The organism is Periweissella fabaria, assembly GCF_918814575.1.
Taxonomy (GTDB): Bacteria; Bacillota; Bacilli; order Lactobacillales; family Lactobacillaceae; genus Periweissella; species Periweissella fabaria.
This window is the reverse complement of record NZ_CAKKNS010000003.1, coordinates 178,151-201,261: the sequence shown is the minus strand read 5'-3', so window position 1 is coordinate 201,261 and position 23,111 is coordinate 178,151. Positions and strand designations below refer to the sequence as shown.

At 37.6% G+C, this 23,111-nt stretch carries 21 protein-coding genes and 1 pseudogene; 16 read left to right on the top strand and 6 right to left on the bottom strand.

Annotated elements, in window-relative coordinates; translation table 11 throughout:
- A partial coding sequence (locus LQZ75_RS05025; protein WP_230096738.1) for an LPXTG cell wall anchor domain-containing protein occupies window positions 1-607 on the top strand: 607 nt, incomplete at its 5' end.
- Window positions 608-922: 315 nt separating this feature from the next.
- Here the strand turns inward: LQZ75_RS05025 and LQZ75_RS05020 are convergent.
- Window positions 923-2,722: an ABC transporter ATP-binding protein gene (locus LQZ75_RS05020; RefSeq protein ID WP_230096737.1), complete on the bottom strand. Its 1,800-nt coding sequence runs from the start codon at window positions 2,720-2,722 to the stop codon at window positions 923-925.
- A gap of 446 nt (window positions 2,723-3,168) precedes the next feature.
- Here LQZ75_RS05020 and LQZ75_RS05015 point away from each other — a divergent pair, with 446 nt between their 5' ends.
- The 5 genes from LQZ75_RS05015 to LQZ75_RS04995 all read left to right on the top strand — a co-directional run bounded on the left by LQZ75_RS05015 (window position 3,169) and on the right by LQZ75_RS04995 (window position 8,008).
- Complete coding sequence (locus LQZ75_RS05015) at window positions 3,169-4,578, top strand: amino acid permease (protein ID WP_230096736.1); 1,410 nt, start codon at window positions 3,169-3,171, stop codon at window positions 4,576-4,578.
- A 375-nt stretch (window positions 4,579-4,953) separates the two neighbouring features.
- Window positions 4,954-6,348: an amino acid permease gene (locus LQZ75_RS05010; protein WP_230096735.1), complete on the top strand. Its 1,395-nt coding sequence runs from the start codon at window positions 4,954-4,956 to the stop codon at window positions 6,346-6,348.
- A 107-nt stretch (window positions 6,349-6,455) separates the two neighbouring features.
- Window positions 6,456-7,244, top strand: coding sequence for an alpha/beta fold hydrolase (locus tag LQZ75_RS05005; protein ID WP_230096734.1), 789 nt, complete (start codon window positions 6,456-6,458; stop codon window positions 7,242-7,244).
- Window positions 7,245-7,262: 18 nt separating this feature from the next.
- Complete coding sequence (locus tag LQZ75_RS05000; protein ID WP_230096733.1) at window positions 7,263-7,829, top strand: LOG family protein; 567 nt, start codon at window positions 7,263-7,265, stop codon at window positions 7,827-7,829.
- 17 nt (window positions 7,830-7,846) lie between these two features.
- Window positions 7,847-8,008 carry a hypothetical protein gene (locus LQZ75_RS04995; RefSeq protein WP_230096732.1) on the top strand — a complete coding sequence of 54 codons (162 nt, stop codon included), beginning with the start codon at window positions 7,847-7,849 and terminating at the stop codon, window positions 8,006-8,008.
- A 53-nt stretch (window positions 8,009-8,061) separates the two neighbouring features.
- Here the strand turns inward: LQZ75_RS04995 and LQZ75_RS04990 are convergent, their stop codons facing one another.
- Window positions 8,062-8,949 (bottom strand): LysR family transcriptional regulator, encoded by an 888-nt coding sequence (locus LQZ75_RS04990; RefSeq protein WP_230096731.1) that lies wholly within the window; start codon window positions 8,947-8,949, stop codon window positions 8,062-8,064.
- Between the two features lie 187 nt (window positions 8,950-9,136).
- Here LQZ75_RS04990 and LQZ75_RS04985 point away from each other — a divergent pair, with 187 nt between their 5' ends.
- Together LQZ75_RS04985 and LQZ75_RS04980 are read left to right on the top strand one after the other, a co-directional pair.
- A complete protein-coding gene (locus LQZ75_RS04985) occupies window positions 9,137-10,387 on the top strand; it encodes an MFS transporter (RefSeq protein WP_432443452.1) in 1,251 nt (416 codons plus the stop codon).
- Window positions 10,388-10,506: 119 nt separating this feature from the next.
- A complete protein-coding gene (locus LQZ75_RS04980; RefSeq protein ID WP_230096729.1) occupies window positions 10,507-12,276 on the top strand; it encodes an oleate hydratase in 1,770 nt (589 codons plus the stop codon).
- A 42-nt stretch (window positions 12,277-12,318) separates the two neighbouring features.
- On the opposite strand, the gene LQZ75_RS04975 is transcribed toward LQZ75_RS04980, so the two are convergent.
- Entirely contained in the window at window positions 12,319-13,302 is a 984-nt protein-coding gene (locus tag LQZ75_RS04975) for an alpha/beta hydrolase (RefSeq protein WP_230096728.1), read from the bottom strand.
- 229 nt (window positions 13,303-13,531) lie between these two features.
- On the opposite strand from LQZ75_RS04975, the pseudogene LQZ75_RS04970 reads away from it, so the two are divergent.
- The 3 genes and pseudogenes from LQZ75_RS04970 to LQZ75_RS04960 all read left to right on the top strand — a co-directional run.
- Window positions 13,532-14,098: pseudogene (locus LQZ75_RS04970) on the top strand (ECF-type riboflavin transporter substrate-binding protein); the annotation flags it as partial.
- 75 nt (window positions 14,099-14,173) lie between these two features.
- Window positions 14,174-15,868 (top strand): ABC transporter ATP-binding protein, encoded by a 1,695-nt coding sequence (locus LQZ75_RS04965; RefSeq protein ID WP_230096744.1) that lies wholly within the window; start codon window positions 14,174-14,176, stop codon window positions 15,866-15,868.
- A complete protein-coding gene (locus LQZ75_RS04960) occupies window positions 15,861-16,691 on the top strand; it encodes an energy-coupling factor transporter transmembrane component T family protein (protein ID WP_230096727.1) in 831 nt (276 codons plus the stop codon). The genes LQZ75_RS04965 and LQZ75_RS04960 overlap by 8 nt, the downstream gene beginning before the upstream one ends.
- A gap of 81 nt (window positions 16,692-16,772) precedes the next feature.
- Here LQZ75_RS04960 and LQZ75_RS04955 read toward each other — a convergent pair whose 3' ends face one another.
- Window positions 16,773-17,351, bottom strand: a complete 579-nt coding sequence (locus tag LQZ75_RS04955) for a LysM peptidoglycan-binding domain-containing protein (protein ID WP_230096726.1) — start codon at window positions 17,349-17,351, stop codon at window positions 16,773-16,775.
- Window positions 17,352-17,381: 30 nt separating this feature from the next.
- Entirely contained in the window at window positions 17,382-18,254 is an 873-nt protein-coding gene (locus tag LQZ75_RS04950; RefSeq protein ID WP_230096725.1) for a hypothetical protein, read from the bottom strand.
- A gap of 167 nt (window positions 18,255-18,421) precedes the next feature.
- Here LQZ75_RS04950 and LQZ75_RS04945 point away from each other — a divergent pair, with 167 nt between their 5' ends.
- The 5 genes from LQZ75_RS04945 (at window position 18,422) to LQZ75_RS04925 (ending at window position 22,579) form a co-directional block, all read left to right on the top strand.
- Window positions 18,422-19,465: an LLM class flavin-dependent oxidoreductase gene (locus LQZ75_RS04945; RefSeq protein ID WP_230096724.1), complete on the top strand. Its 1,044-nt coding sequence runs from the start codon at window positions 18,422-18,424 to the stop codon at window positions 19,463-19,465.
- Window positions 19,458-20,135 carry an NADPH-dependent F420 reductase gene (locus LQZ75_RS04940; protein WP_230096723.1) on the top strand — a complete coding sequence of 226 codons (678 nt, stop codon included), beginning with the start codon at window positions 19,458-19,460 and terminating at the stop codon, window positions 20,133-20,135. Before LQZ75_RS04945 ends, LQZ75_RS04940 begins: the two co-directional genes overlap by 8 nt.
- Before the next feature lie 125 nt (window positions 20,136-20,260).
- Window positions 20,261-20,848 carry a uracil-DNA glycosylase family protein gene (locus tag LQZ75_RS04935; protein WP_230096743.1) on the top strand — a complete coding sequence of 196 codons (588 nt, stop codon included), beginning with the start codon at window positions 20,261-20,263 and terminating at the stop codon, window positions 20,846-20,848.
- A 159-nt stretch (window positions 20,849-21,007) separates the two neighbouring features.
- Window positions 21,008-21,622 carry a DUF1361 domain-containing protein gene (locus tag LQZ75_RS04930; protein ID WP_230096722.1) on the top strand — a complete coding sequence of 205 codons (615 nt, stop codon included), beginning with the start codon at window positions 21,008-21,010 and terminating at the stop codon, window positions 21,620-21,622.
- Window positions 21,623-21,631: 9 nt separating this feature from the next.
- Window positions 21,632-22,579: an AEC family transporter gene (locus LQZ75_RS04925; protein ID WP_230096721.1), complete on the top strand. Its 948-nt coding sequence runs from the start codon at window positions 21,632-21,634 to the stop codon at window positions 22,577-22,579.
- Window positions 22,580-22,730: 151 nt separating this feature from the next.
- Here LQZ75_RS04925 and LQZ75_RS04920 read toward each other — a convergent pair whose 3' ends face one another.
- Complete coding sequence (locus LQZ75_RS04920; protein WP_230096720.1) at window positions 22,731-23,111, bottom strand: PaaI family thioesterase; 381 nt, start codon at window positions 23,109-23,111, stop codon at window positions 22,731-22,733.

Below are 23,111 nucleotides of genomic sequence, written 5' to 3'. Positions count from 1 at the left end.
CGATCCAACGACACCAGTAGATCCAAAGGAACCAACCGATCCAACGACACCGGTAGATCCAAAGGAACCAACCGATCCAACGACACCGGTAGATCCAAAGGAACCAACCGATCCAACGACACCAGTAGATCCAAAGGAACCAACCGATCCAACGACACCGGTAGATCCAAAGGAACCAACCGATCCAACGACACCGGTAGATCCAAAGGAACCAACCGAACCAACCGATCCAACTAAGCCAGTAGATCCAAAGGGACCAACCGATCCAACGACACCAGTAGATCCAAAGGAACCAACCGAACCAACCGATCCAACTAAGCCAGTAGATCCAAAGGAACCAACCGATCCAACTAAGCCAGTAGATCCAAAGGGACCAACCAATCCAACTACACCAGTAGAACAAACGGAACCAACGACATCAGCGGATCAAAAGGCATCTGTTTTACCAACTAATCCAAAGAGTAATCAGGATCAAGAAGTAACAGCAAAAAATACTGATGAATTACCTAAAACTGATCAACAAAATGCATTAGGTTTAGTCGTAATGGGTATGCTTTTAATGGTACTTACACTTGGATTATTCGGTAAGGTTAATAAAAAGAAGTAATTATTAATGTATAGAGACGGTTATAGGGCAATTTAATGTCATAACATCTGTCAAAGAATTGATATATTATTAAAAATAAAAAGGTCGAAAGAAATTTTTTCTTTCGACCTTTTTTAAATGAGGTAGTAACAGCGATTTAAAATAGAGGTGATAACAAACACGTAAAAGCACCATGGCAATTAAAACGACTGTTAAACTTAATTACTTTTAATCTATATAATTAATAGTTACAAAATAAAAATTAAACGTATAAATTGTGATTAAAACTATTATATAAACTAAAAAACGAAATGCTAACTATTTTATTTGAAGGTGTTATTCAAATTGCGCATCATATAATTTACGATACACACCATCTTTTTGGGCTAGTAAACTACTGTGAGTACCACGTTCAACAATTTGTCCGTGATCCATAACAAGGATTTGATCAGCATTATGAACCGTACTTAAACGGTGGGCGATAACAATTGATGTTTTGGCTGTCATGAGATTATCAAGGGCATGTTGAATTGTTTTTTCTGATTCATTATCCAAGGCGGCTGTGGCCTCATCTAAAATGACAATTGGAGCATCTTTTAGAAGTGCTCGTGCAATACTAAGGCGTTGTTTTTGCCCTCCGGATAACTTAATCCCACGTTCACCAACCGCAGTTGTCATACCGTCTGGGAGTTCGTTAATAAAATCGGCAATATCAGCTTGCTTAGCGGCGTGCCAAAGCATTTCCTGGGTTGCATTTGGGGTGCCATAAGCAATGTTATCGCCAATTGTGCCATCAACGATAATAACATCTTGGCTAACTAAGGATATATGCCGCCGTAAATCTTGCGTAGCAATGGCTGTAATTGGTTGTCCATCGAAGGTAATTGTACCGGCAGTTGCATCATAAAGACGCATTAATAAGCGAATTAAGGTTGATTTTCCAGCACCTGAACGGCCGACTAATGCGGTCGTTTTACCGGCAGGAATCTGGCAAGTAATATGCTCTAATGCATCAGCGGTTTTAAGCTCATACTGGAAACTAACATCTTTAAAATTGATACTGGTAACTAATGGTTCTGGAAAGGCACTCGGAGTAGTTGGTTCAATAATAGCTGCGTCAAAAGCCATTACATCGTGAATACGGTCATAGGATACTTGGGCTGTTTGAAAAATATTAATTAATCGGGAAAATGAATTAATCGGGTTTTGAAGAATCGTAACATAACTTAGATAAGCGACTAAATCCCCAATTGTCATTTGGCCTTTAACTACTAAATAACCACCAAATGCCAAAACAATCGCTGTCCCGCTTGTATTAATAAATAATAGTAATGGTTGGAAAATTGCTTGCCATTTGGTTGCTTCAAGCGTGTAAGTATTTGTTTTATCAACGATATCAGCAAATGTTTTCGTTTCAGCATGTTCAGTCGTATAACTTTTAATTAATTCAATTTCGGTCAAGGTGGCTTGAAGTTGATTAGAAATCTGAGAATTCATAGTTCTAACGTTACTAAAGGCTTCCCGAATTCGACTACGGAAAAAGCGAATGGTGATGAATAAGATTGGAAAGGTTAAACTGACCAAAAGTGCTAAACGCCAATTTTGAAGGTATAAAAACACAAGGACAACGACAAATGTAAATGTATTACCAACCAAACCGAGACTATCACTTGAGATTAAGGATTGTAGATTATTAATGTCACTAGTTAAGCGCACCATCAAATCACCCGTTTTAGAATTTTGAAAAAAAGCATAATCTTGTTTCAAAATTTTAGTATAGGTGGTGAGACGGAGTTCTTTAATAGATTGTTGCGATAAAATTTGCATCATGTACGTTGAAGTAAATGAAAGTAAACCAAGTAAAATAGTTGTCCCTAATAGACCACCAACATTAAACCAAAGAGTTGATAAATCGTGTTGACCTAAGGCATGGTCAATAATATTTTTGGTGAATTGGGGCACGATAAAGTTAAGACCGGCAATAATTAGTAACAGACCAATATTGAGGAACAAAAGGCTTTTACGTTTCAAGACACTGTCAAAAACAAAGTGTAGCATTTGTAGCATGGTGGTATCTGAATTTTTTAGTTGGGCTTTAACTTCAGATGGGCTCATGCGAACAGAATTTTGGGGCATATAAAATCCTCCTTTGAATAAAAAATTAAATAAATATTTAAGCGCTAAAATACTACTGTTATTAGGCATAAAGCTAATTTTATAGCATAAATTTAATTTTTTTGAGTTTACTATTTTGATAATTACTAGTATACTCTCCTTTATCAAAAACACGTGAATTAGGACGAGTAACTTTGGGGCAATCACCAGAAAGATCATGATAATGAGAATTGATCGAGGAAACCATTGTGAACACTACCTATGAGTACAGCAGGAGTATGGAAACAAAAAGCGCTGTCGGATTTATTAGCCGTTATCCTAATAATTGAGTTATCGTTGCCCGCTTTTTTAGGTAACGATGAAATTGGGTGGTACCGTGCTAATTGCACCCCTGGATTTATAAATCCAGGGGTGTTTTTTTGTTTTTGATACAAAAAATTATCCATAGAAAAGGAGGGTTCAATATTATGGCAGAGAAACATTTAAAGCGTGAATTATCACCACGGCACATGCAAATGATCGCGTTAGGCGGCACAATCGGAGTTGGTTTATTTATGGGTGCTGCTGCCACCATCAAGTGGACTGGACCATCAGTCCTCTTGGCATATGCATTTGCCGGCATGCTCTTATACTTAGTTATGCGCGCACTCGGTGAGATGCTATATGTTAACCCAACGACCGGATCATTTGTAAATTACGCCAATGAATACATTCACCCATTAGCGGGGTATTTAACGGCTTGGAGTAATATTTTTCAATGGTTAGTTGTTAGTATTAGCGAAGTGATTGCAGTGGGGGCCTATCTGCATTATTGGTGGCCTAATTTTCCTACTTGGACAGCCGGAATTGTTGTCATTGTTAGTTTGGCGGCTGCTAATTTAGTTTCTGTCAAAGCATTTGGAGAAATGGAATTTTGGTTTGCTTCAATTAAGGTTTTCACGATTATTGCAATGATTATTTTAGGATTATTAGTGATTCTATTGGGGTTAGGGAATCACTGGCACCCGATTGGATTTAGTAATTTATGGAGTCACGGGGGCTTCTTTACCGGTGGTTTTAAAGGCTTTTTCTTTGCGTTATCAATCATTGTGGCTTCATATCAAGGAATTGAAATTATTGGCTTAACGGCCGGTGAAGCTAAAGACCCTAAGACAGCTGTGGTTAAGTCAATTCACTCGATTGTCTTTCGTATTTTGATTTTCTACATTGGTGCGATTTTTGTGATTGTCACTATCTATCCATGGAATCAATTGAGTGCACTAGGTTCACCATTTGTCCAAACGTTTGCTAAAATTGGAATTACATTTGCGGCGGGGCTTATTAATTTTGTTATGTTAACAGCGGCGATGTCAGGTTGTAACTCAGGTATTTTTAGTTCAAGTCGAATGCTTTACACATTAGGCTTAGATAACGAGATTTCTAAGAAGTTCACCAAAGTTTCACGCTTTAACGTCCCATATGTAGCGGTGATTGTAATGGCGTTGGGAATGGTAATTGGGCTAGTATTAAATGAACTTTCACCAATGTTTTTACATTCAAATAAAAATGTTTTTGTTGTTGTGTATAGTTCAAGCGTGCTTCCAGGAATGGTACCATGGTTTGTAATCTTACTTAGTGACTTAAAATTCCGGCGAGCCAACCCAGAATTAATGAAGCAACACCCCTTTAAGATGCCACTATTTCCATTTACCAATTACTTTGCATTGTTTGTTTTGGTAGTTATTTTAGGCTTTATGCTTATTAATCCAGAAACACAAATCTCAGTGATTGTTGGGATTTTTGTTTTAAGTGGTTTAGCTGTTATTTACGGCTTGAAACAAGTTTTTAAAAATAGTAAGAAACACCGTGTTGGTAGTGTTTTAGAGAGTAAAAACTAGAAAATTATTAAATTGATTAATGGTTTTATAATCTTTTTGGTTTACTAATTGGAATTTACCTTGTATACTCGTGGATAATAAATCAAAACGTTGAGTAGGATTAAGTAATTTAGTCGGTATCTCCAGAAAGATCACGTTGATGAGAGTGATTGATACTAGCTAAATGAAATCTCCCTACGAGTCTGGTTGAGTACACAGAAAGTGGAAAATACTAGCGAGGTTATCGGCCGTTACCCCGATAAGAGTTGTAGGACTTTATACTGTATGTAGTATTTGTGTGCTACTTAACTTGGGTGGAACCGTGCGATGAGCGCCCCTAGATTTATAAGAATCTAGGGGCGTTTTTTATTTACCACAGAAAGAGAGAATTGAGTTATGGCAGAAAAACAACTAAAACGTGAGCTATCATCACGGCATATGCAAATGATTGCATTGGGCGGCACAATTGGGGTTGGTTTATTTATGGGAGCCGGATCAACAATTAAGTGGACTGGGCCTTCAGCACTACTTGCTTATGCTTTTGCAGGTGTTATTTTATATTTCGTTATGCGCGCATTAGGTGAAATGTTATATGTTGACCCAACAACGGGATCATTTGTTAATTACGCAAGTAAGTACATTCATCCATTTGCCGGTTTTTTAACCGCATGGAGTAATGTTTTCCAATGGTTAGTCGTTGGAATTAGTGAAGTAATCGCTGTAGGAACGTACCTACACTATTGGTGGCCTAATTTTCCATCATGGATTGCCGGAATTGTAGTGGTACTAACATTGGCTGGTGCTAATTTATTTTCAGTACGGGCGTTTGGTGAATTAGAATTTTGGTTTGCCTTTATCAAAGTTGCCACAATTTTGATTATGATTATTCTTGGTTTAGGAGTCATTTTATTGGGGATTGGTAACAATGGCCATCCCGTTGGTTTCAGTAATTTATGGGCCCATGGCGGGTTCTTTACAGGTGGTGTTAAAGGTTTCTTATTTGCTTTATCACTTGTTATGGGGGCCTATCAAGGAGTTGAATTAATCGGATTAACAGCTGGTGAAGCTAAGAATCCGCAAGAAGCAATTGTTAAATCAATACGGACAATTGTCGGCCGGGTATTGATTTTCTATGTTGGGGCAATTTTTGTCATTGTAACCATCTATCCTTGGAATGAGTTGAATTCGATTGGCTCACCATTCGTCCAAACATTTACTAAAGTCGGTATTACAGTGGCCGCTGGTTTAATTAACTTTGTTATGTTAACCGCTGCAATGTCAGGATGTAATTCAGGAATGTTTAGTGCTAGTCGGATGTTGTATACGCTTGGTAATAACCACGATGCCTCACCAGCATTTACTAAGTTATCACGCTTTAAAGTGCCATATGTTCCCGTGATTGTTTTATCAATTGGGATGTTAATTGGGATGTTGTTAAATGAACTACCAATGGCTGCCTCAACAAATGTTTTTGTGATTGTGTATAGTTCAAGTGTGTTACCAGGGATGGTGCCATGGTTTGTTATTTTAATTAGTAACTTAAAATTCCGCCGTGATCATGCTAACCAATTTCCAAACCATCCATTCAAAATGCCACTATTTCCAATTTCAAATTACTTTTCATTATTTGTCTTAGTAATCGTGGTTATTTTTATGTTTATCAATCAAGAAACTCGAATTTCAGTGATCGTTGGGTCTGTATACCTTGCCATCGTTAGTGCTATCTACGTGGTACGGGCAGTTGTTTTAAAGCCAAAGGCCATTGCAAACAAAGGGACGATGCCTAATTAAAAATATAGTTTAAAAATTAATAAGCGATATAAGAAAAAAGTCCGGTGATTAACTTCCCGGACTTTTTTAGCTATAATAAGGAGTAATTATAGCTAATGGAGGCTGAAATGGAATTTACGACAAGTGATAACGTTAAGATTGCGTACACTGATCAAGGTCAGGGACCGGTAGTAATTTTTTTAGCCGGTTTTTCTGGTATCAAAGAAGAATGGCAACAACAAATCCCATTTTTTATGACTCAAGGGTATCGGGTAATTGCTTTTGATGCGCGTAACCATGGTCATTCAACGCATCGTGGACGAAATTTAAAAATTGCCCGTTTGGGTCAAGATTTAGCAGAATTAATCCAATATTTGCAACTCACAAAAGTGACATTAGTTGGTCATTCCATGGGCTCGGCCGTGATTTGGGCTTATTGTATGCTCCACGGTACAACTAAAATTGAAAAAATAGTGACAACTGATGAATCCCCATATCCAATGAATACTAGTGAATGGCAATACGGGGTTTTGAATCTTAACTGGGGGAATGTCGCCATTGCTTCGGCTACAGTCATGAAGACTAAAATGGCTCAATTACCAATTGCGGAAGCAGTTAAGGATAATTTACGAGCAGAACACAACGCATATCCGTTTGATTTTGAAGGTAACCAAGTATTATTAAGGAATCATTTGACACAAGATTGGCGCGATTTATTAACAACACTAGCAGTTCCACAATTATATTTAGCTGGTGGGGCATCACCATTATGGTCTCCTGAACATGCTAATGTGTGTGTAAAATTAGCCCAAGCAGGATTAGCCCAAGCCCACATTTTTCCAGGAGCAGGGCACTTACCACAATTAGAAATGCCACAAGAATATAATCGTGTAGTTAGTGAGTTTTTAAAATTATAATTTAAAGAAGGCTAAGATATGGAAAGAATTGCAGTGTACTGCGGCGCATCGATTGGTAATCAAGAAGTCTACCAACAAATCACAACAAATTTAGGTCAATGGTTAGTTGACCAAAAGCTAGGCTTGGTATATGGTGGTGGTAAGTATGGCTTAATGGGTATTTTAGCTAACCAAGTCTTAGATTTAGGCGGCGATGTTATCGGGATTGTGCCGCAAAACCTAGCGGATATGGGAACCATTTTAGAACGCCTCGATGATGTTCGTGTGGTACCAGACATCTCAGAGCGTAAATTAGAAATGCTACGCTTAAGTGATGGTTGTTTAGCATTACCCGGAGGTCCGGGAACTTTGGAAGAAATTGTTGATGCATTTTCATGGATGCGAATTGGTGATAATTTAAAACCATGTGCTTTCTACAATGTGAATGGCTACTATAATGACTTACAAGCCATGTTTCAAACAATGGTCAATAATGATTTCTTAACACAGACGGATTTTGATAAATTACTATTTTCAGATTCATTAACAGAGATTTATCAGTTTATGGATACATATGTTCCACCAGTAATTGATATTAAAGGTTAAAGTGAAAGAAGGTATACATGGCTTTATTAGCGTTATTATTTGTTAGTATCGGCGCATTTATTGCCCATCCATCACCAGTAGGAGCTGGATTGGTGATTTTTGTAGCACTATTATTTGTTTTTGTGGCACCTAAATTAATTCGTGGTGTTCGTAAAATTCTCCAGGAACAATTAAAATAATAAATTAGAAAAGCACCTTGGACGATTTCCAAGGTGCTTTTTTGTACATAAAATTATTGACGATATAGATTATCAATTACGCCTAATAGTGCGGTTTGCGTAGGAGTTAACATGTGATTAGTTCGATGAACAAGACTTGTAATAAAAGCTGGTTGCACTTCATCGAGAATTGGAATACCAACAATATCGTCGCGATTGGGAGTCGCAACTTCAGTAAGAAACGTAATTGCGACATTTTCAGCAACCATATTCATTAAAAAGTTAATATCATGGGATTGGAAAATTATCTTGGGCGTAAAGTGATTTTGGTGGGCCATAATCCGAATGGCTTCGGTATGTGCAAAACTTGACGCAAAAATAATAAAATTTTCTTTTTTCAAATCAGCGAAATAAAGGCCGTCCGTTTTGGTTGCTAGGGGATGGTCTTTAGATAAAAAGATACGAAAAGGACTACGCCCTAATTCGGTGCGGGCTATTTCCGGATCATTATCAATTGTAATCGTACCTAATAATGCTAAATCAATTTCGCCTGCTAATAATCGGCGCCGTAAAATACTCGATTCAGCTTCAACAAGGGTAATATCAGCAAGCATTTTACGTTGTTGCAGGGCATGGGCAATTTTGGCGAAATAACTATTTTGAATAATTGGTGGAATACCAAAAAAGAGTTGTTGGCGATTAAGCCGATCAATTTCGGCTTTACTAACACGCCACTCATTTAAAATGGTTGCCACATGGTTAGCAAATTGTTCACCACTTGGCGTTACGATTAGTTCATTATGAGAACGATCTCTGATAACTAAGGTTGTATTAAGTTCAGTTTCAAGGCGTTTAATAGCGCTACTAATGGTCGGTTGACTTACGTGGAAGTATTCAGCGACTTTTGAAAAACTTTTTTGTAAAATTAATTGATTAAAATATTCAAAATCATGCAGATACATATTTCAACTCCAGTCATAGCAAGGCTTTAGGGCGTACATATAAAATAATTTTATAAGCTCTTTAATGGTTGACTATAACATTTAATGGATAATATAGTCAATAATATCAAATAGTTTAAGGTAATATTTAACTTTTAGCATTATCTGAAAGCACATTATTTTAAGCAACACCTATATATCAGAGAGGATCACCATGGAAGAGGAAGAGCACTTATTTAATAAGAATTTTATTAGTATCACCGTTATTAACTTTGCCGTTTACTTAGTTTACTACTTGTTGATGGTTATTATTGCCGTAATTGCCCAAAAGCAATTGAATGCCAGTCTTGGCGAAGCGGGCCTTGCATCAGGAATTTATATTATCGGAACGTTATTTGCCCGTCTATTAATCGGTAAAAAACTAGAATTAATTGGCCGGAAGCAAATTTTACGTTACGGGGGTATTGCTTACTTAATTACGACCGTTGCGTATTTATACATGCCTAATTTAGCAGTGCTGTTTATTATTCGGTTACTAAATGGATTCTGTTATGGGATGGTTTCAACGGCCACAAATGCCATTGTTACTGAATATATTCCCTTTTCAAAACGTGGTGAAGGAATTAACTATTACGGTTTAAGTACTAGTTTAGCTGCTGCCTTTGGTCCTTTAATCGGTTTGTTATTACTCACATACACTAATTTCTATACTGTCTTAATTGTATCAATCATTTTAATTATCTTATCAACCATTGGTAGTTTTGTATTACCTGTTCAAAATATCGAAGTTAACCCTGAACACTTAGCAACGATGAAAAGTTGGAAAATCAATACCTTTGTGGAAAAGAAAGTTTTGTTTATTTCTTTCCTTGGTTTATTGATGGGATTGGCGTACTCAAGTGTTCTTTCGTTCTTGGCATCATATGCTGAAGCAATCCACTTAGTTCAGATTAGTTCATTCTTCTTCTTAGTCTACGCTGGCGCAGTGACTTTAACGCGGCCCATGTCTGGAAAAATGTTTGACCGTTTTGGTGAAGATAGTGTGATGTATCCAAGTTACATTTTCTTAACCCTTGGTTTATTCGCCCTCAGCTTTACGACAGTTGGTTGGCAATTACTTGCTTCTGGGGTTTTAGTTGGTTTAGGATATGGAACATTTATGTCAAATGGACAAGCAGTTGTTCTAAAGACTTTGAAGACAGAATCACACCGTATCGGTTTAGGTTTATCAACGTACTTTATCGGGCTTGACCTCGGGATTGGGGTTGGTCCTTATATCTTAGGGGAATTGAAAAATTACATTACCTTCCAAGAAATGTACTTAGTTGCTGGTATTTTACCACTTGTATGTGCGGTCCTTTATAAGATTTACTACAATCCAAGCAAAGTTACTAAAGAAATCAAAAATGAAATGCACAACCTTACTAAGCGTCCTCAACAAAGTAATGTTGCTAAATAAAATGATAAAACCTCGTCTTAATTGGCGAGGTTTTATTTTGGTATTTTACAGCGGATATTGCTAGACTAGCAGTGAACCATAAGCTTATTTTAAGATAATCAGATCAAGGGGGGGATACTATGTATTATTCAAATGGTAATTATGAAGCGTTTGCCCGGCCACGCAAGCCAGCCGGTGTTGATCAAAAAGCAGCCTATATTGTTGGTGGAGGGTTAGCAGGCCTAGCAGCTGCGGCCTTTTTAATACGGGATGGGCATATGGCTGGTGACCGGATTCACGTATTTGAAGAATTAACGATTCCAGGGGGATCACTTGATGGTGCTTTGAATCCAGATACAGGTTTTATCATTCGTGGTGGGCGTGAAATGGAAAACCACTTCGAATGTTTATGGGATTTATACCACTCAATTCCCTCACTTGAAGTTGAGGATGCTTCCGTTTTAGATGAATTTTATTGGCTTGATAAAGATGATCCCAATTCATCAAATTGTCGCTTAATTTACAAAAAAGGACAAGAAGTACCAGATGATGGTGAATTTACATTAGGTAAAGCCACCGCTGAAATTATTAAGTTAGTAATGACGACTGAAGATGACTTGGTTGGTCAAAGTATCGAAGATTTCTTTTCGGATGAATTCTTTGCGTCTAATTTCTGGTATTACTGGTGTTCAATGTTTGCGTTTGAACGGTGGCATTCAGCTCAAGAAATGCGTCGTTATGTAATGCGTTTTATTCACCACGTGAAGGGCTTACCTGATTTTACCGCATTGAAATTCACGCGCTACAATCAATATGAATCCCTCGTATTACCATTGATTAAATACCTTGAAAATCATGGGGTGGATTTCCAATACGATACGATTGTTAAAAATGTGGAAGTTGAAATTAATGGTGCTGAAAAAGTTGCTAAACGTATTTTCTTAGTCCAAGAAGGTGCTGAAAAAACACTGGATTTAACGCCTGATGATTTAGTATTTGTAACGAACGGTTCAATTACTGAAAGTACGACTCATGGTAGCCATCACCAACCAGCCATTCCTAATCCGGATATGGGAGCCAGTTGGCAACTATGGCAAAATTTAGCCCAACAATCACCAGAATTTGGGAAACCAGACGTCTTTAGTACTAATTTACCCGCTCAAAGTTGGTATATTTCAGCCACGGTAACGCTTAAAAATGAAGATGTCATTCCATATTTGGAACGCTTAACTAATCGCGATACACATGCGGGTAAGATTGTTACTGGAGGAATTATTACAGTTCGTGATTCAAGTTGGTTAATGAGTTTCTGTGTCCATCGCCAACCACACTTTAAGCAACAAAATCCTGATGAAACAATTATGTGGGTGTATGCGCTACTATCTGATGAACCAGGTGACTATGTAAATAAGAAAATCGTTGATTGTACTGGTGAAGAAATTGCCCAAGAATTGTTCTATCACTTAGGTGTTCCAGCACACCGGATTAAGGAATTTGCGGCTAATTCATGTAATGTTGTGCCAACGTACATGCCATTTATTACCTCATACTTTATGAAACGTGAACCAGGTGACCGGCCATTGGTAATTCCAAATGGCTCAAAAAACTTGGCTTTTATCGGTAACTTTGCGGAAACGGAGCGTGATACCGTCTTTACGACTGAATACTCTGTACGGACAGCGATGGAAGCGGTCTATCAATTATTAGACGTTGAACGGGGTGTTCCAGAAGTCTTTGCTTCTGTGTATGATATTCGTGAACTTTTGAAATCAATCTATGTTCTTAGTGATGACAAGACAATTGATGAACTCGATATTCCGGTACCACGCTTTGCTAAGCGGATTGGTCGTCGTAAAATTGAAGGAACATTTATTGAAGAATTATTGAAACAAGCTAAATTAATTGATTAAATGAAAAGAACCAAAAGCCATCGGCTTTTGGTTCTTTTTTAGTTAATCGGCATCCACAATTATTTTAACAATTTCAGCTAATGATTGTTTAGCTTCTGGAATAATCGGTAGAGATGAAAAGACATGGAGCATTTTAGGGTAAATATGCGTGGTAACATCCCAATCATGATCAAGGGCAAGTTCTTTAAAGTGTTTAGCATCTGCGAATAAAATATCATGTGTCCCAGTAAAAACGTCAATTGGTGGCAAGTTACTTGAATCGCCGTAGATTGGACTTACTAATGGATCAGTTGGGGCTAAAGGACCGGCATATTTTTCACCTTGGAAGCGGACTTGATTAGCATTTAACATCGGATCGAGCGGTTGAATTGCATCAATTGCGGGATTAGTCATTGTGACATCTAACCAAGGTGATAATAAAATTGCCCGACGAGGTAATAAATCAGCATCGAGATCACGCAATTTTTGCATGAAGGCGAGTTGGAAACCACCCCCGGCTGAATCACCCATAAAGGTAATGTTTTCGGGTTTGACCCCTTCTTCAGCAAGTAATTGCTTGTAGGAATCTAGAATCATGTCATGGACTTCGGGTGCATGATGAGCAGGGGCTTTGGGATAAATTGGCATTACAATCCGCGCGTTAAGTTCTTTAGCGAGATGGTGGAGCATTGCATAATGGAAATAAATTGGTTGCATCCAATAAGCACCACCATGCACGTAGAAAATGATGCGTTCATTATCGTCATTAAATTCATTTAACTCAATGATATCGGTATTATCTGGTCGAGCTTTAAAGCCAAATTGTAATTGAATATTTTTAGGTAATTCATATGGCTGTTCACTAGCTTGATATAATTTTTGATAGTCAGCAACTGACTTAATTGGTGGAAATGTCTTGAGTAGCTTGATAGCATCACTGATTAATAAACTACTTTGACTTTGGTGTTCTTTGTATGCTTGATATTTATTGTATGCATAGCCGGCACCGATAGTTGCTAATAGAAGAGCTCCAAATTTATATTTCATTGACAATACTCCTTTGTTTTGAATGTTGTTATCAGTGTAGCATATGCGGTCAAGGTTAGGGTATTATCAAGACTTTACAACGATGACAATATGGTGACTAATGAATAAGTCGTAATTATTTGCAAAATAATGTTGGGATATCTTAATAAAATGTGCCAAGCATTTGCATTTTATAGTAATATTTTAATTGATACATTTTAATTAGGTCGATAAGAGATAAGGTGAGATTATGAGAGGAGTACACGTGAAGAAAAAAACGCAACGTAGTAGTTTAAGTGTTAGGACGGTCGTGGCAATTGGTATTGGGACCGCAATTTTATTTCTATTAAAACGTTGGGTATCGATTCCAACGCTTTTTCCCAATACTAGTATTGATACGTCTTATGGTTTTTTAGGTTTTTTTGCTGTGCTATTTGGGCCAGTCGCGGCATTTATTATTGGTTTTGCTGGTCATGCGTTAAATGATGCAACCCAATTTGGGAGTCCATGGTTGTCATGGGTCATTACAACCGGTTTAGTGGGAATGGCAATTGGATCATTAAAAAAATACTTAGATATTGAAAGTGGCCAATTTGGGGCTAAAAAAATCACGATCTATAACGGGACCCAGATTGTGGTTAATATTCTGGGGTGGGGATTAGTTGCTCCTAGTTTAGACATGTTAATTTATTCTGAGCCCGCCAATAAAGTTTTTGTGCAAGGAATAATTGCTAGTGTGTCAAATAGTATCTCGACAGGGGTAATTGGTACGCTGTTACTTGTCGCTTATGCAAAATCCCGGACGCAAAAGGGGAGCCTTGTCAAAGAAACAAATGCTAAGCCAGCCCCCGTGGAAGTTGAGCAAACCCCAACAACAGTCACAGCTGATACGATTATCAATTTTGAAAATGTTAGTTTTCAATATGATAGTCAAGCAGAACCAACGTTGCGAAATATTAACTTAAGTATTAAACGGGGTGAAAAAGTACTTATCGTGGGGCCATCAGGTTCTGGTAAAACAACGCTAGGTAATTTAATTAATGGATTAATTCCGCATGCACTAAAAGGTGAGTTAACTGGTAAAGTGATGGTAGGTGGCCTTGATGTTACCACCGCTAATTTATTTGAACTATCACGCCATGTTGGGACTGTATTACAAGATCCGGATAGTCAATTTGTCGCTTTAAGTGCGGCCGAAGATATTGCGTTTGCACTTGAAAATGATGCAACAGATTTACCAACAATGCGGGCTAAAGTTAGCCAATGGGCAACCGAGCTTGATTTAAACCAACAATTAATGCAAAACCCGCAAACATTATCAGGCGGACAAAAGCAGCGTAATGCGATGGCAGGCGTCTTAATTGATGGCGGTGAAATTTTATTATTTGATGAACCGTTAGCCGCCCTTGACCCTGCTGCGGGAGCACAAGCGATGGCATTAATTGAGCGATTACACCAGCAATTTGGTATGACGGTTGTTATGATTGAACATCGAATCGAAGATGTCTTAATGCAGCCTGTTGATCGGATTATTGTCATGAATGATGGGCATATTATTGCTGATGATACCCCGGCAGCAATTTTACAAAAAAATATCTTTAAAGAAGTCGGCCTTCGGGAACCATTGTATATTGAAGCCCTCAAAGCTGCACAAGTACCATTAACAAATGTGACTGGCCTCAGTGATGTTACGACGATTGCAGCCCCAGAGTTAAAGAATCGCTTACAAGCATGGCAAAAACTTACGGAAACTGATGATCGAAAACAAGCGGATAAGCCACTATTAACTCTTAAGCAGATTAATTTTAAATATCCAATGGGTCCCCAGATTTTTAAGGACTTTAATTTAACCATTAAACAAGGTGAAATGGTTGCTATTGTTGGTAAAAATGGAGTTGGTAAAACGACTTTAAGTCAGTTAATTACCGGTTTTGTTACACCAAATGCGGGAACAATCACATTAGATGGTATTGATTTAGCAACTCTTTCAGTTAAAGAACGCGCTGATAAGATTGGGTATGTGATGCAAGATCCAAATCACATGATTAGTAAAGTAATGATTCGAGATGAAGTTGCCTTAGGGTTAGTTTTACGAGGCCTTGCGCCAGCTGAAATTGATCGTCGAGTTGATGAAGCTTTGAAAATTTGTGGGTTGTACGGTTTTAGAAATTGGCCGATTTCAGCGTTGAGTTTTGGTCAGAAAAAACGGGTAACTATTGCTAGTATCTTAGTTTTAGAACCACAAATAATTATTTTAGACGAACCAACGGCTGGTCAAGACTGGGCTCATTACACCGAAATGATGCAATTTTTGAAGCATTTAAATACTTCAACGGGTGTGACATTACTATTCATTACACATGATATGCATTTGATGCTTGAGTACGCACATCGGACGGTTGCTTTGGGACCAAATGGCATCTTAGCCGATAATACTCCGGCAGCAATTTTGGCTGATGAAGCGGTTGTAACGGCCGCTTCGTTAGCACAAACTAGTCTATATAAATTAGCACATCGTTTTGATTTAGATCCAATTAGCTTTACAGAACAAGTGATTAAATATGAAATGCGAGGTCAACATGAATAATCAATTATTTGGGTATGACCCGCAAGATACATGGTTACATCGTTTAGGTGGGGCGACTAAGTTATTGGCCTTTATTGGTTTATCAATAATTGCGATGGCCAGTTATGATACTCGCTTTACAATCGTTATTATGCTATTGACGTTATTTTTATTTAAGCAAGCTCAAATTAGTTGGCACCAAATTAGCTTAGTAGTAAAAGTGATCATTGTTTTTTCACTATTAAATTTAGTAACGGTATATCTGTTTGCCCCAGAATATGGCGTTCATATTTATGGCACCCGACACTTAATTTTGGGTAATCATGGGTATTTTACTTTGACGCAGGAACAGTTATTTTATGAATTTAATTTGGCACTAAAATATATTGTTACGGTACCGTTAGCATTAATTTTTTTAATTACGACTAATCCAAGTGAGTTTGCAGCTAGTCTTAACCGGCTAGGATTATCATACCGAATTAGTTATGCGATTGCTTTAGCGCTACGTTATATTCCAGATGTCCAAACAACTTATTTACAAATAAGTTTAGCCCAACAAGCCCGCGGATATGAGCTTTCCAAAAAGGCCAAATTAACTACGCGCCTCAAAGGAGCTACGCAAGTGTTGATGCCGTTGATTTTTTCAAGCTTGGAACGGATTGATACGATTAGCCAAGCGATGGAATTACGGCGCTTTGGTGGTAAACAAAAACGGACTTGGTATATGGACCGTAAATTAAGTAAAGCCGATTATGCAACCATTGTGGTAGTAGTGTTAATTATTATCATTGGAATCTTGCTATTTAAAGTCAATGCTGGTCGCTTTTTTAATCCATTTAAATAAAGCCAATGTTTTTAAAATACAGCCAAAAAGGCCCGGAAAAGATAATTTTCCGGGCATTTTTTATTTAAAAATTGGTTCACTTTAGTACCATTGGTGATTTTTCCAATGATTCATGGCATTCGTCCATGAACCGTAACGCTTTAGAACATAGTCATGGGCGACACGTTCTTGGTTGGCTGGTGAAAAATCACCATTTAAATAATTTTGATCAAGTTGATATTTACCAATGTAACGACCATTGCGGACAGTATAACTACCATGCGACTCATGCGTCACAATGTAATCACGAGCAATCTTTTCGACTGGATCAAGAGTAGGCACTAATTTTGCTGTGGCAGTCGAGGTAGGGATATCCGTAAGTGGAGTCGCGTCATTTGAACTTAATGGATTACTAGCTAGTGATGTTGGTGCGACCGGAATTTGTAATTGAGTTCCGGCATAAATTACATCAGGATTACTAATATGATTGACGGTTGCTAATTGGCTAACAGTCGTATGGTGCTTAATAGCTAGTTCTGACAGGGTATCACCCCATTGAATGGTTTGCTTGTGGTCAATGTTAAGGGCTTGTTTAAAGTTAACTTGCCCACTGGTAGGTGGCCGGTTATTAATTATTGGCTGGTAGTTAGTCGCCAAAAGGACTGTTGGGCTAATTTCCATTAGAGATAATTCCTTAGATGTGGGGCTACGTTATTTGATACTAGCAGCAAGTTTAATTGCAGTTGTTGGATCATGGGCCGTAATCGTGTACACAATATTTTGTTCTTGCCATTTGATGATTTGGTTACGATCACCAGGAATAATATTAACATCAAATTGAATTTGACCATATTGGTTTGGTGCAGGTAAGCGGTAAGTGTTCAATAGCTGAACAATTTGTTTAGCCATTGGTTTTGGATCTTGGTTTTCAATATTAATGGCATGAACTGATAATGACCAGTTGCCTTCGTTCCATACTAAGTGAATATTACCAGCTCCCATTTCAGAATGACCAGTAATACCACTACCTAAATCAGTGGCGGGTAAACCTTTATTAGCATCAGCATCGATGTGGTTAATTTTTTCTGCCGCTTGCGCATTAGATGCAAAGGTTTCTTTTTGTAAGATTGCATAGGGATTTTCTTTACTAAGCACGGCGGCATTAAACTCACGTGGTTGATTACCAACGCTGTAGAAAATTTGATAATTGTTAGCATCCCCAGTGTAGCGAATATTCAAATTAGCACTACCATTTGTGAGACCATCAGCTTGTGGTAAGGCAATATTGCCTAGATTTGTTTGTAATTTATGATTTAACTGGCCTAGGCGACTAGTGCTACTTGCTAGACTAACAGCAGCTTCTTTACTAGCGGCTTTGCTGCTACTTGCAGAACTACTATTTTGAGCTGAAGTACTTGAACTGTGGCTACTGCTAGTATTTGAATGCGTAGCACTTGAACTTACAGTGCTTGAGCTACTAGTATCGCTAGATTGGCTTGCTTTGTCAGCGGATTTAGTTTGTCCACAAGCAGCGAGAGTTAAGCTTATTAAAATAATGGGAATTGTTAATGCAAATTTTTTCATCTTATTAACCTCATCTTTATTATCAATTAGTAACCTTAGTATAATTGTTTTACTTGTGATACTGCAAATAAATTGTGATTTTAAATAATCGAATTGGAAGTGATTTGCTAAAAGTAATCTTTATGATATACTTACTAAAAATAAGTGTATATAGAAGAGGAAATAATATGGAAAAGGTTTTATTTGGACTAGATACTTTTGGAGATATCCCAGCTAATGATAATGGTGAGCTATTATCAGATGCCCAAGCAATTCGCCAAGTAGTGGCTGAAGGAGTTTTGGCAGACCAATTAGGTGTTGATATTATTGCTTTAGGTGAACACCACCGTGAAGATTTTGCAATTTCAAGTCCGGAAATGGTTTTAGCAGCTATTGCGACCCAAACAGAAAAAATTAAACTATCAACAGGGGTAACGGTGTTAAGCTCAGATGATCCAGTGCGAGTTTTCCAACGTTTTTCAACGTTAGATGCCTTATCAAATGGCCGTGCGCAAGTTATGTTAGGACGCGGATCCTTTACTGAATCATTCCCATTATTTGGGTTTGACTTAAATGATTATGATGTGTTATTCGAAGAAAAAATTAATTTATTTAGCCAGTTATTAACTGAAAAACCAGTTACTTGGCAAGGAAAAACGCGGGCACCATTACAAAATGCGGACGTTTATCCTAAAACTGAAAGTGGCCATTTAGATACATTTGTAGGTGTGGGTGGTTCACCAGAATCAATTATTCGGGCTGCCCGTTATGGCTTACCAGTTATGTTAGCTATTATCGGCGGTTCACCCGAACGATTTAAGCCTTACATGCGCTTATATGAAAAAGCGACTGAACAATTAGGAACCCCAGTTCACCCAGTGGGGATGCACTCACATGGGGTAATTGCAGCCACGGATGAAGAAGCACGCGAATTAGCATGGCGTTCAATTCGGGTATCAATGGATCGAATTGGTCGTGATCGCGGTTGGGCACCAATGACACGGGAACGATTTGAAAATGAAATTGAAAATGGATCATACTACGTTGGTTCACCAACTACGGTCGCTAAAAAAATCGCTCGGGCCATTAAAAGTCTTGGCGTAAAACGTTTTGATTTGGTTTATAGTGCTGGGAATCAAACAATTGCGGAACGGCAACGGACAATTGAACTATATGCAAACGAAGTTATTCCGCAAGTTCGGTCTATTTTAGCAGAGGACGCCAATGACTAAGCAAATTGGGATCATTGGGGCCGGTAAATTAGGCGTTGTATTAGCCCAAATTGCGCTTAAAGCTGGCTATCAAGTTGATATTGCCGGTTCAGGTTCACCGGAAAAAATTGCTTTAACGATGATGGTGTTAGCACCCGGCGCTGAGCCAATGACTAGTGCCGAAGTGCTAGCCAATAATGACGTCATCATCTTAGCGTTACCATTAAGTAAGTTTAAACAACTGGGAGCTAGTAGCTTGGCTGGTAAATTAGTTTTGGATGCGATGAATTATTGGTGGGAAGTTGACGGTAAGCGCGATGATTTTAACGACCCACAGATTGGAACTAGTGAATTAGTTCAAAATTATTTTAAAGATAGTCAGGTGGTTAAGGCATTTAATCATATGGGTTATCATGACTTGTTAGATGAATCAATCATCTTTAAGCCTCAATGTGAACAACCAAAAGCATTAGCCCTAGCAGGTGATAATAAACAAGCGGTCTTACAAGTGCAGCAAATTGTGACTGACTTTGGTTTTACTCCGTTAGTACTTAAAAATTTACACGAAGGCCTAAAGTTACAACCAGGGATTAATACATTTGGTGCGAATTTACATTTGCAAGCATTACAAGAGGCCATTGATAATTACACCGATACGACTTTTGGTCAGCAAATTGCGCAATTAAATTGATAATAATTGCGTATGTAGGTAATTACATTATGGTATAACTTATTTTTGAAAATAACTAATTGAATTAATCATTAGGTAAAGTGTTATAGTAAGCTTAGTAGCACAGCAATGAAAGTAGGTGGATGATGGTGGCAACATTTGGCGATATTTTTACTGCAATTAAAAATGATTCTGAAAATTATGTATACACAAAAGTAGGTATTGATCCGTTATACTTTGTAAGTCCACAAGCCAAAATTATTATCATAGGGCAGGCCCCCGGGCAAAAAGCTCAAGATAGTCAGCTTGTGTGGCATGATAAAAGTGGAACACGGTTACGGCAATGGTTAGGCTTGACTGATGAAGAATTCTATCATTCGGGTAAAATTGCGGTTTTACCGATGGATTTTTATTTTCCCGGTAAAGGTAGGAGTGGTGATTTACCGCCACGAAAGGGATTTGCTGCTAAATGGCATCCTCAGTTAATGGCCTTAATGCCTAGTGTAGAGCTAATTATTTTAGTTGGTAGCTATGCTCAACGCTATTATTTACAGTTAAAAGCTTCGCAGACATTGACCCAAGTGGTCTATGACTATGCAAAATATCAACCAAAATACTTTCCAATCGTACATCCTTCACCGTTAAATCAACGTTGGCTAAAAAAGAATCCATGGTTTGAAGAGACGGTGATTCCAAACTTACAACAGGTAGTTCATCAAATACTTTACAATTAACTTTAGCCAGTCAATTTTTAAAATTGACTGGCTTTTTTAATATAAAAATTCTAATAAATTACAACCTAAAAATTACGTAATAAAGTTAAAAATCCTTTTTTTTTCGTGGCGTGACGCGGTATGATAGAGGGCAATAGAACAACACAAGGAGGTAGCAATTTGTTAAAAAAGGAATTACCACAAATTATTTTACTACATGTATTGGTAGCGATGTTTTTAGGCTTTTTATATGTAACTAAGAATCAATATATGTTTTTAATTGTGAATGTCACATTAGCATTAATTCCGTTTGATATTAGTTTGGCAATTAAGCATATTAAAAATAATTGGATTGCCGGATTGCTAGGACTAGTTTGGTTAGCCTTTTATCCGAATACGATGTATATGATTACTGATTTTATTTATTTATCAGCTATTGGTACTAATATTCAAACGGCATATCAGTATGCCCACTATTCAATTTTGGCATTAGGAATATTTTCTGGGGTATTATTTGGTTTAGGAAGTGCGACGTTAGTTTTTGAACGCTTTGTCCGTAATCCTGATTTTAGTATCCAAGTTTTATTCTATGGAGTATTGTCATTTATGTCAGCCGTTGGAATATATTTGGGTCGATACAAACGATTAAATACGACGGATTTAGTTACTAATTTTCATGGAACATTAGTAGCCATCAAACAATCAGTTACACCTGATATGCTTGCTTTTGTCTTTTGTATGGTTTTAGTACAACTATTCTTATTTGCTGTATTTCAGATTATGAAAGAACGTTAGGGGCAACTGATGAGTGTTTTTTTGCATGGAATTTCTGGGGTGTTGATTATTTTAATCATGATTGCGGTCGGTTTTATATTAACTAAGCGTAATTGGTTTGATGCTAAATCAGCACGCTTATTAACTCGGCTAGTAACGCAAATATCACTGCCAGCATATATGGTTGTCACCATTACGCAAAAATTTCAAGCACATGAACTATTAGCAATTATTCCGGACTTACGCTTTCCGGTAATTTCGATGATGTTGTTAATGGTTTTGGCAATGATATTGGTACAAGTATTCCAAATTAGACGGTCTCGCCGGGGCTTATTTACATCGATGTTTTTTAACTCAAATACGGTATTTGTAGGCTTACCAATCAATCAAGCATTGTTTGGAGATAAAGCAATTCCATATATCCTGATTTATTATATGGCGAATACGACCATTTTCTGGACCTTAGGAGTTTACTTAATTCAACGCGATGGTAAAGTTGATGTAACTTTTGATTGGAAAAAAACATTGGGCAAAATCTTTTCACCACCATTATTAGGTTTTATGCTAGGTGTACTTTTAGTGCTTTTGCATATTCAATTACCGGCATTTATCAATCAAGATCTTAGTTATTTGGGTGGCTTAACAATCCCACTATCGATGATTTTTATTGGTTACTCAGTTGCTAATGCTGGTCTAGGAAATCTGAAATTACGGCGGGATAATATTTTGATTATTATTGGTCGTTTTGTGATTGCGCCAATTTTAATGACATTATTATTATGGCCAACAAAGTTACCTTTACTGATGAAACAAGTCTTTATTTTACAATCAGCAATGCCGGTAATGACCAACGCCCCAATTATTGCTAGTTTATATGATGCTGACGTTGATTATGCAGCAATCATGGTTACTGAAACGACTGTATTATCATTAGTGATCGTGCCATTTTTAATGTTTTTAACGCAATATATTCAGTAACGTAAAAGACTAGGGTAAGTTAAATACTTATCCTAGTCTTTTACGTTCGGCATGTAATTAATATTACATTACGATATAAATGTTATTTTGCTTGCATTTGGCCTAATACATTTTATAAGATTGATATAGTAATTTAAAATTGAGTGATATCTTAAACATGCTTAGGTTTAACTTGTAACATCGTTGTGACGGTACTCGTACTCGTTAGTTTATTACTTGGAATTTGCTTGATTTCAACGTTCCAAGTTTGCAGGTTACGGCCCAAACTAATGGGGGTTGCCGTTGTAACTAGTTGTCCAGTTACAACCGGTCGGAGATGATTTGTATTGATATTGACACCAACAGCAACATAGTCAGCAGGTGCAAATGCGTTGGCAGCTAGACTAGCTGCTGTTTCTGCCAAGACCGCATTAATACCGCCATGTACGATACCGTAAGGTTGTTTTAGTGCATCTGTAACGGTAACAGATATGATAGTCTTTTGAGCGTCAACGGCGTCAATTTGGATGTTTAAATGATCAAGTAAATTCAT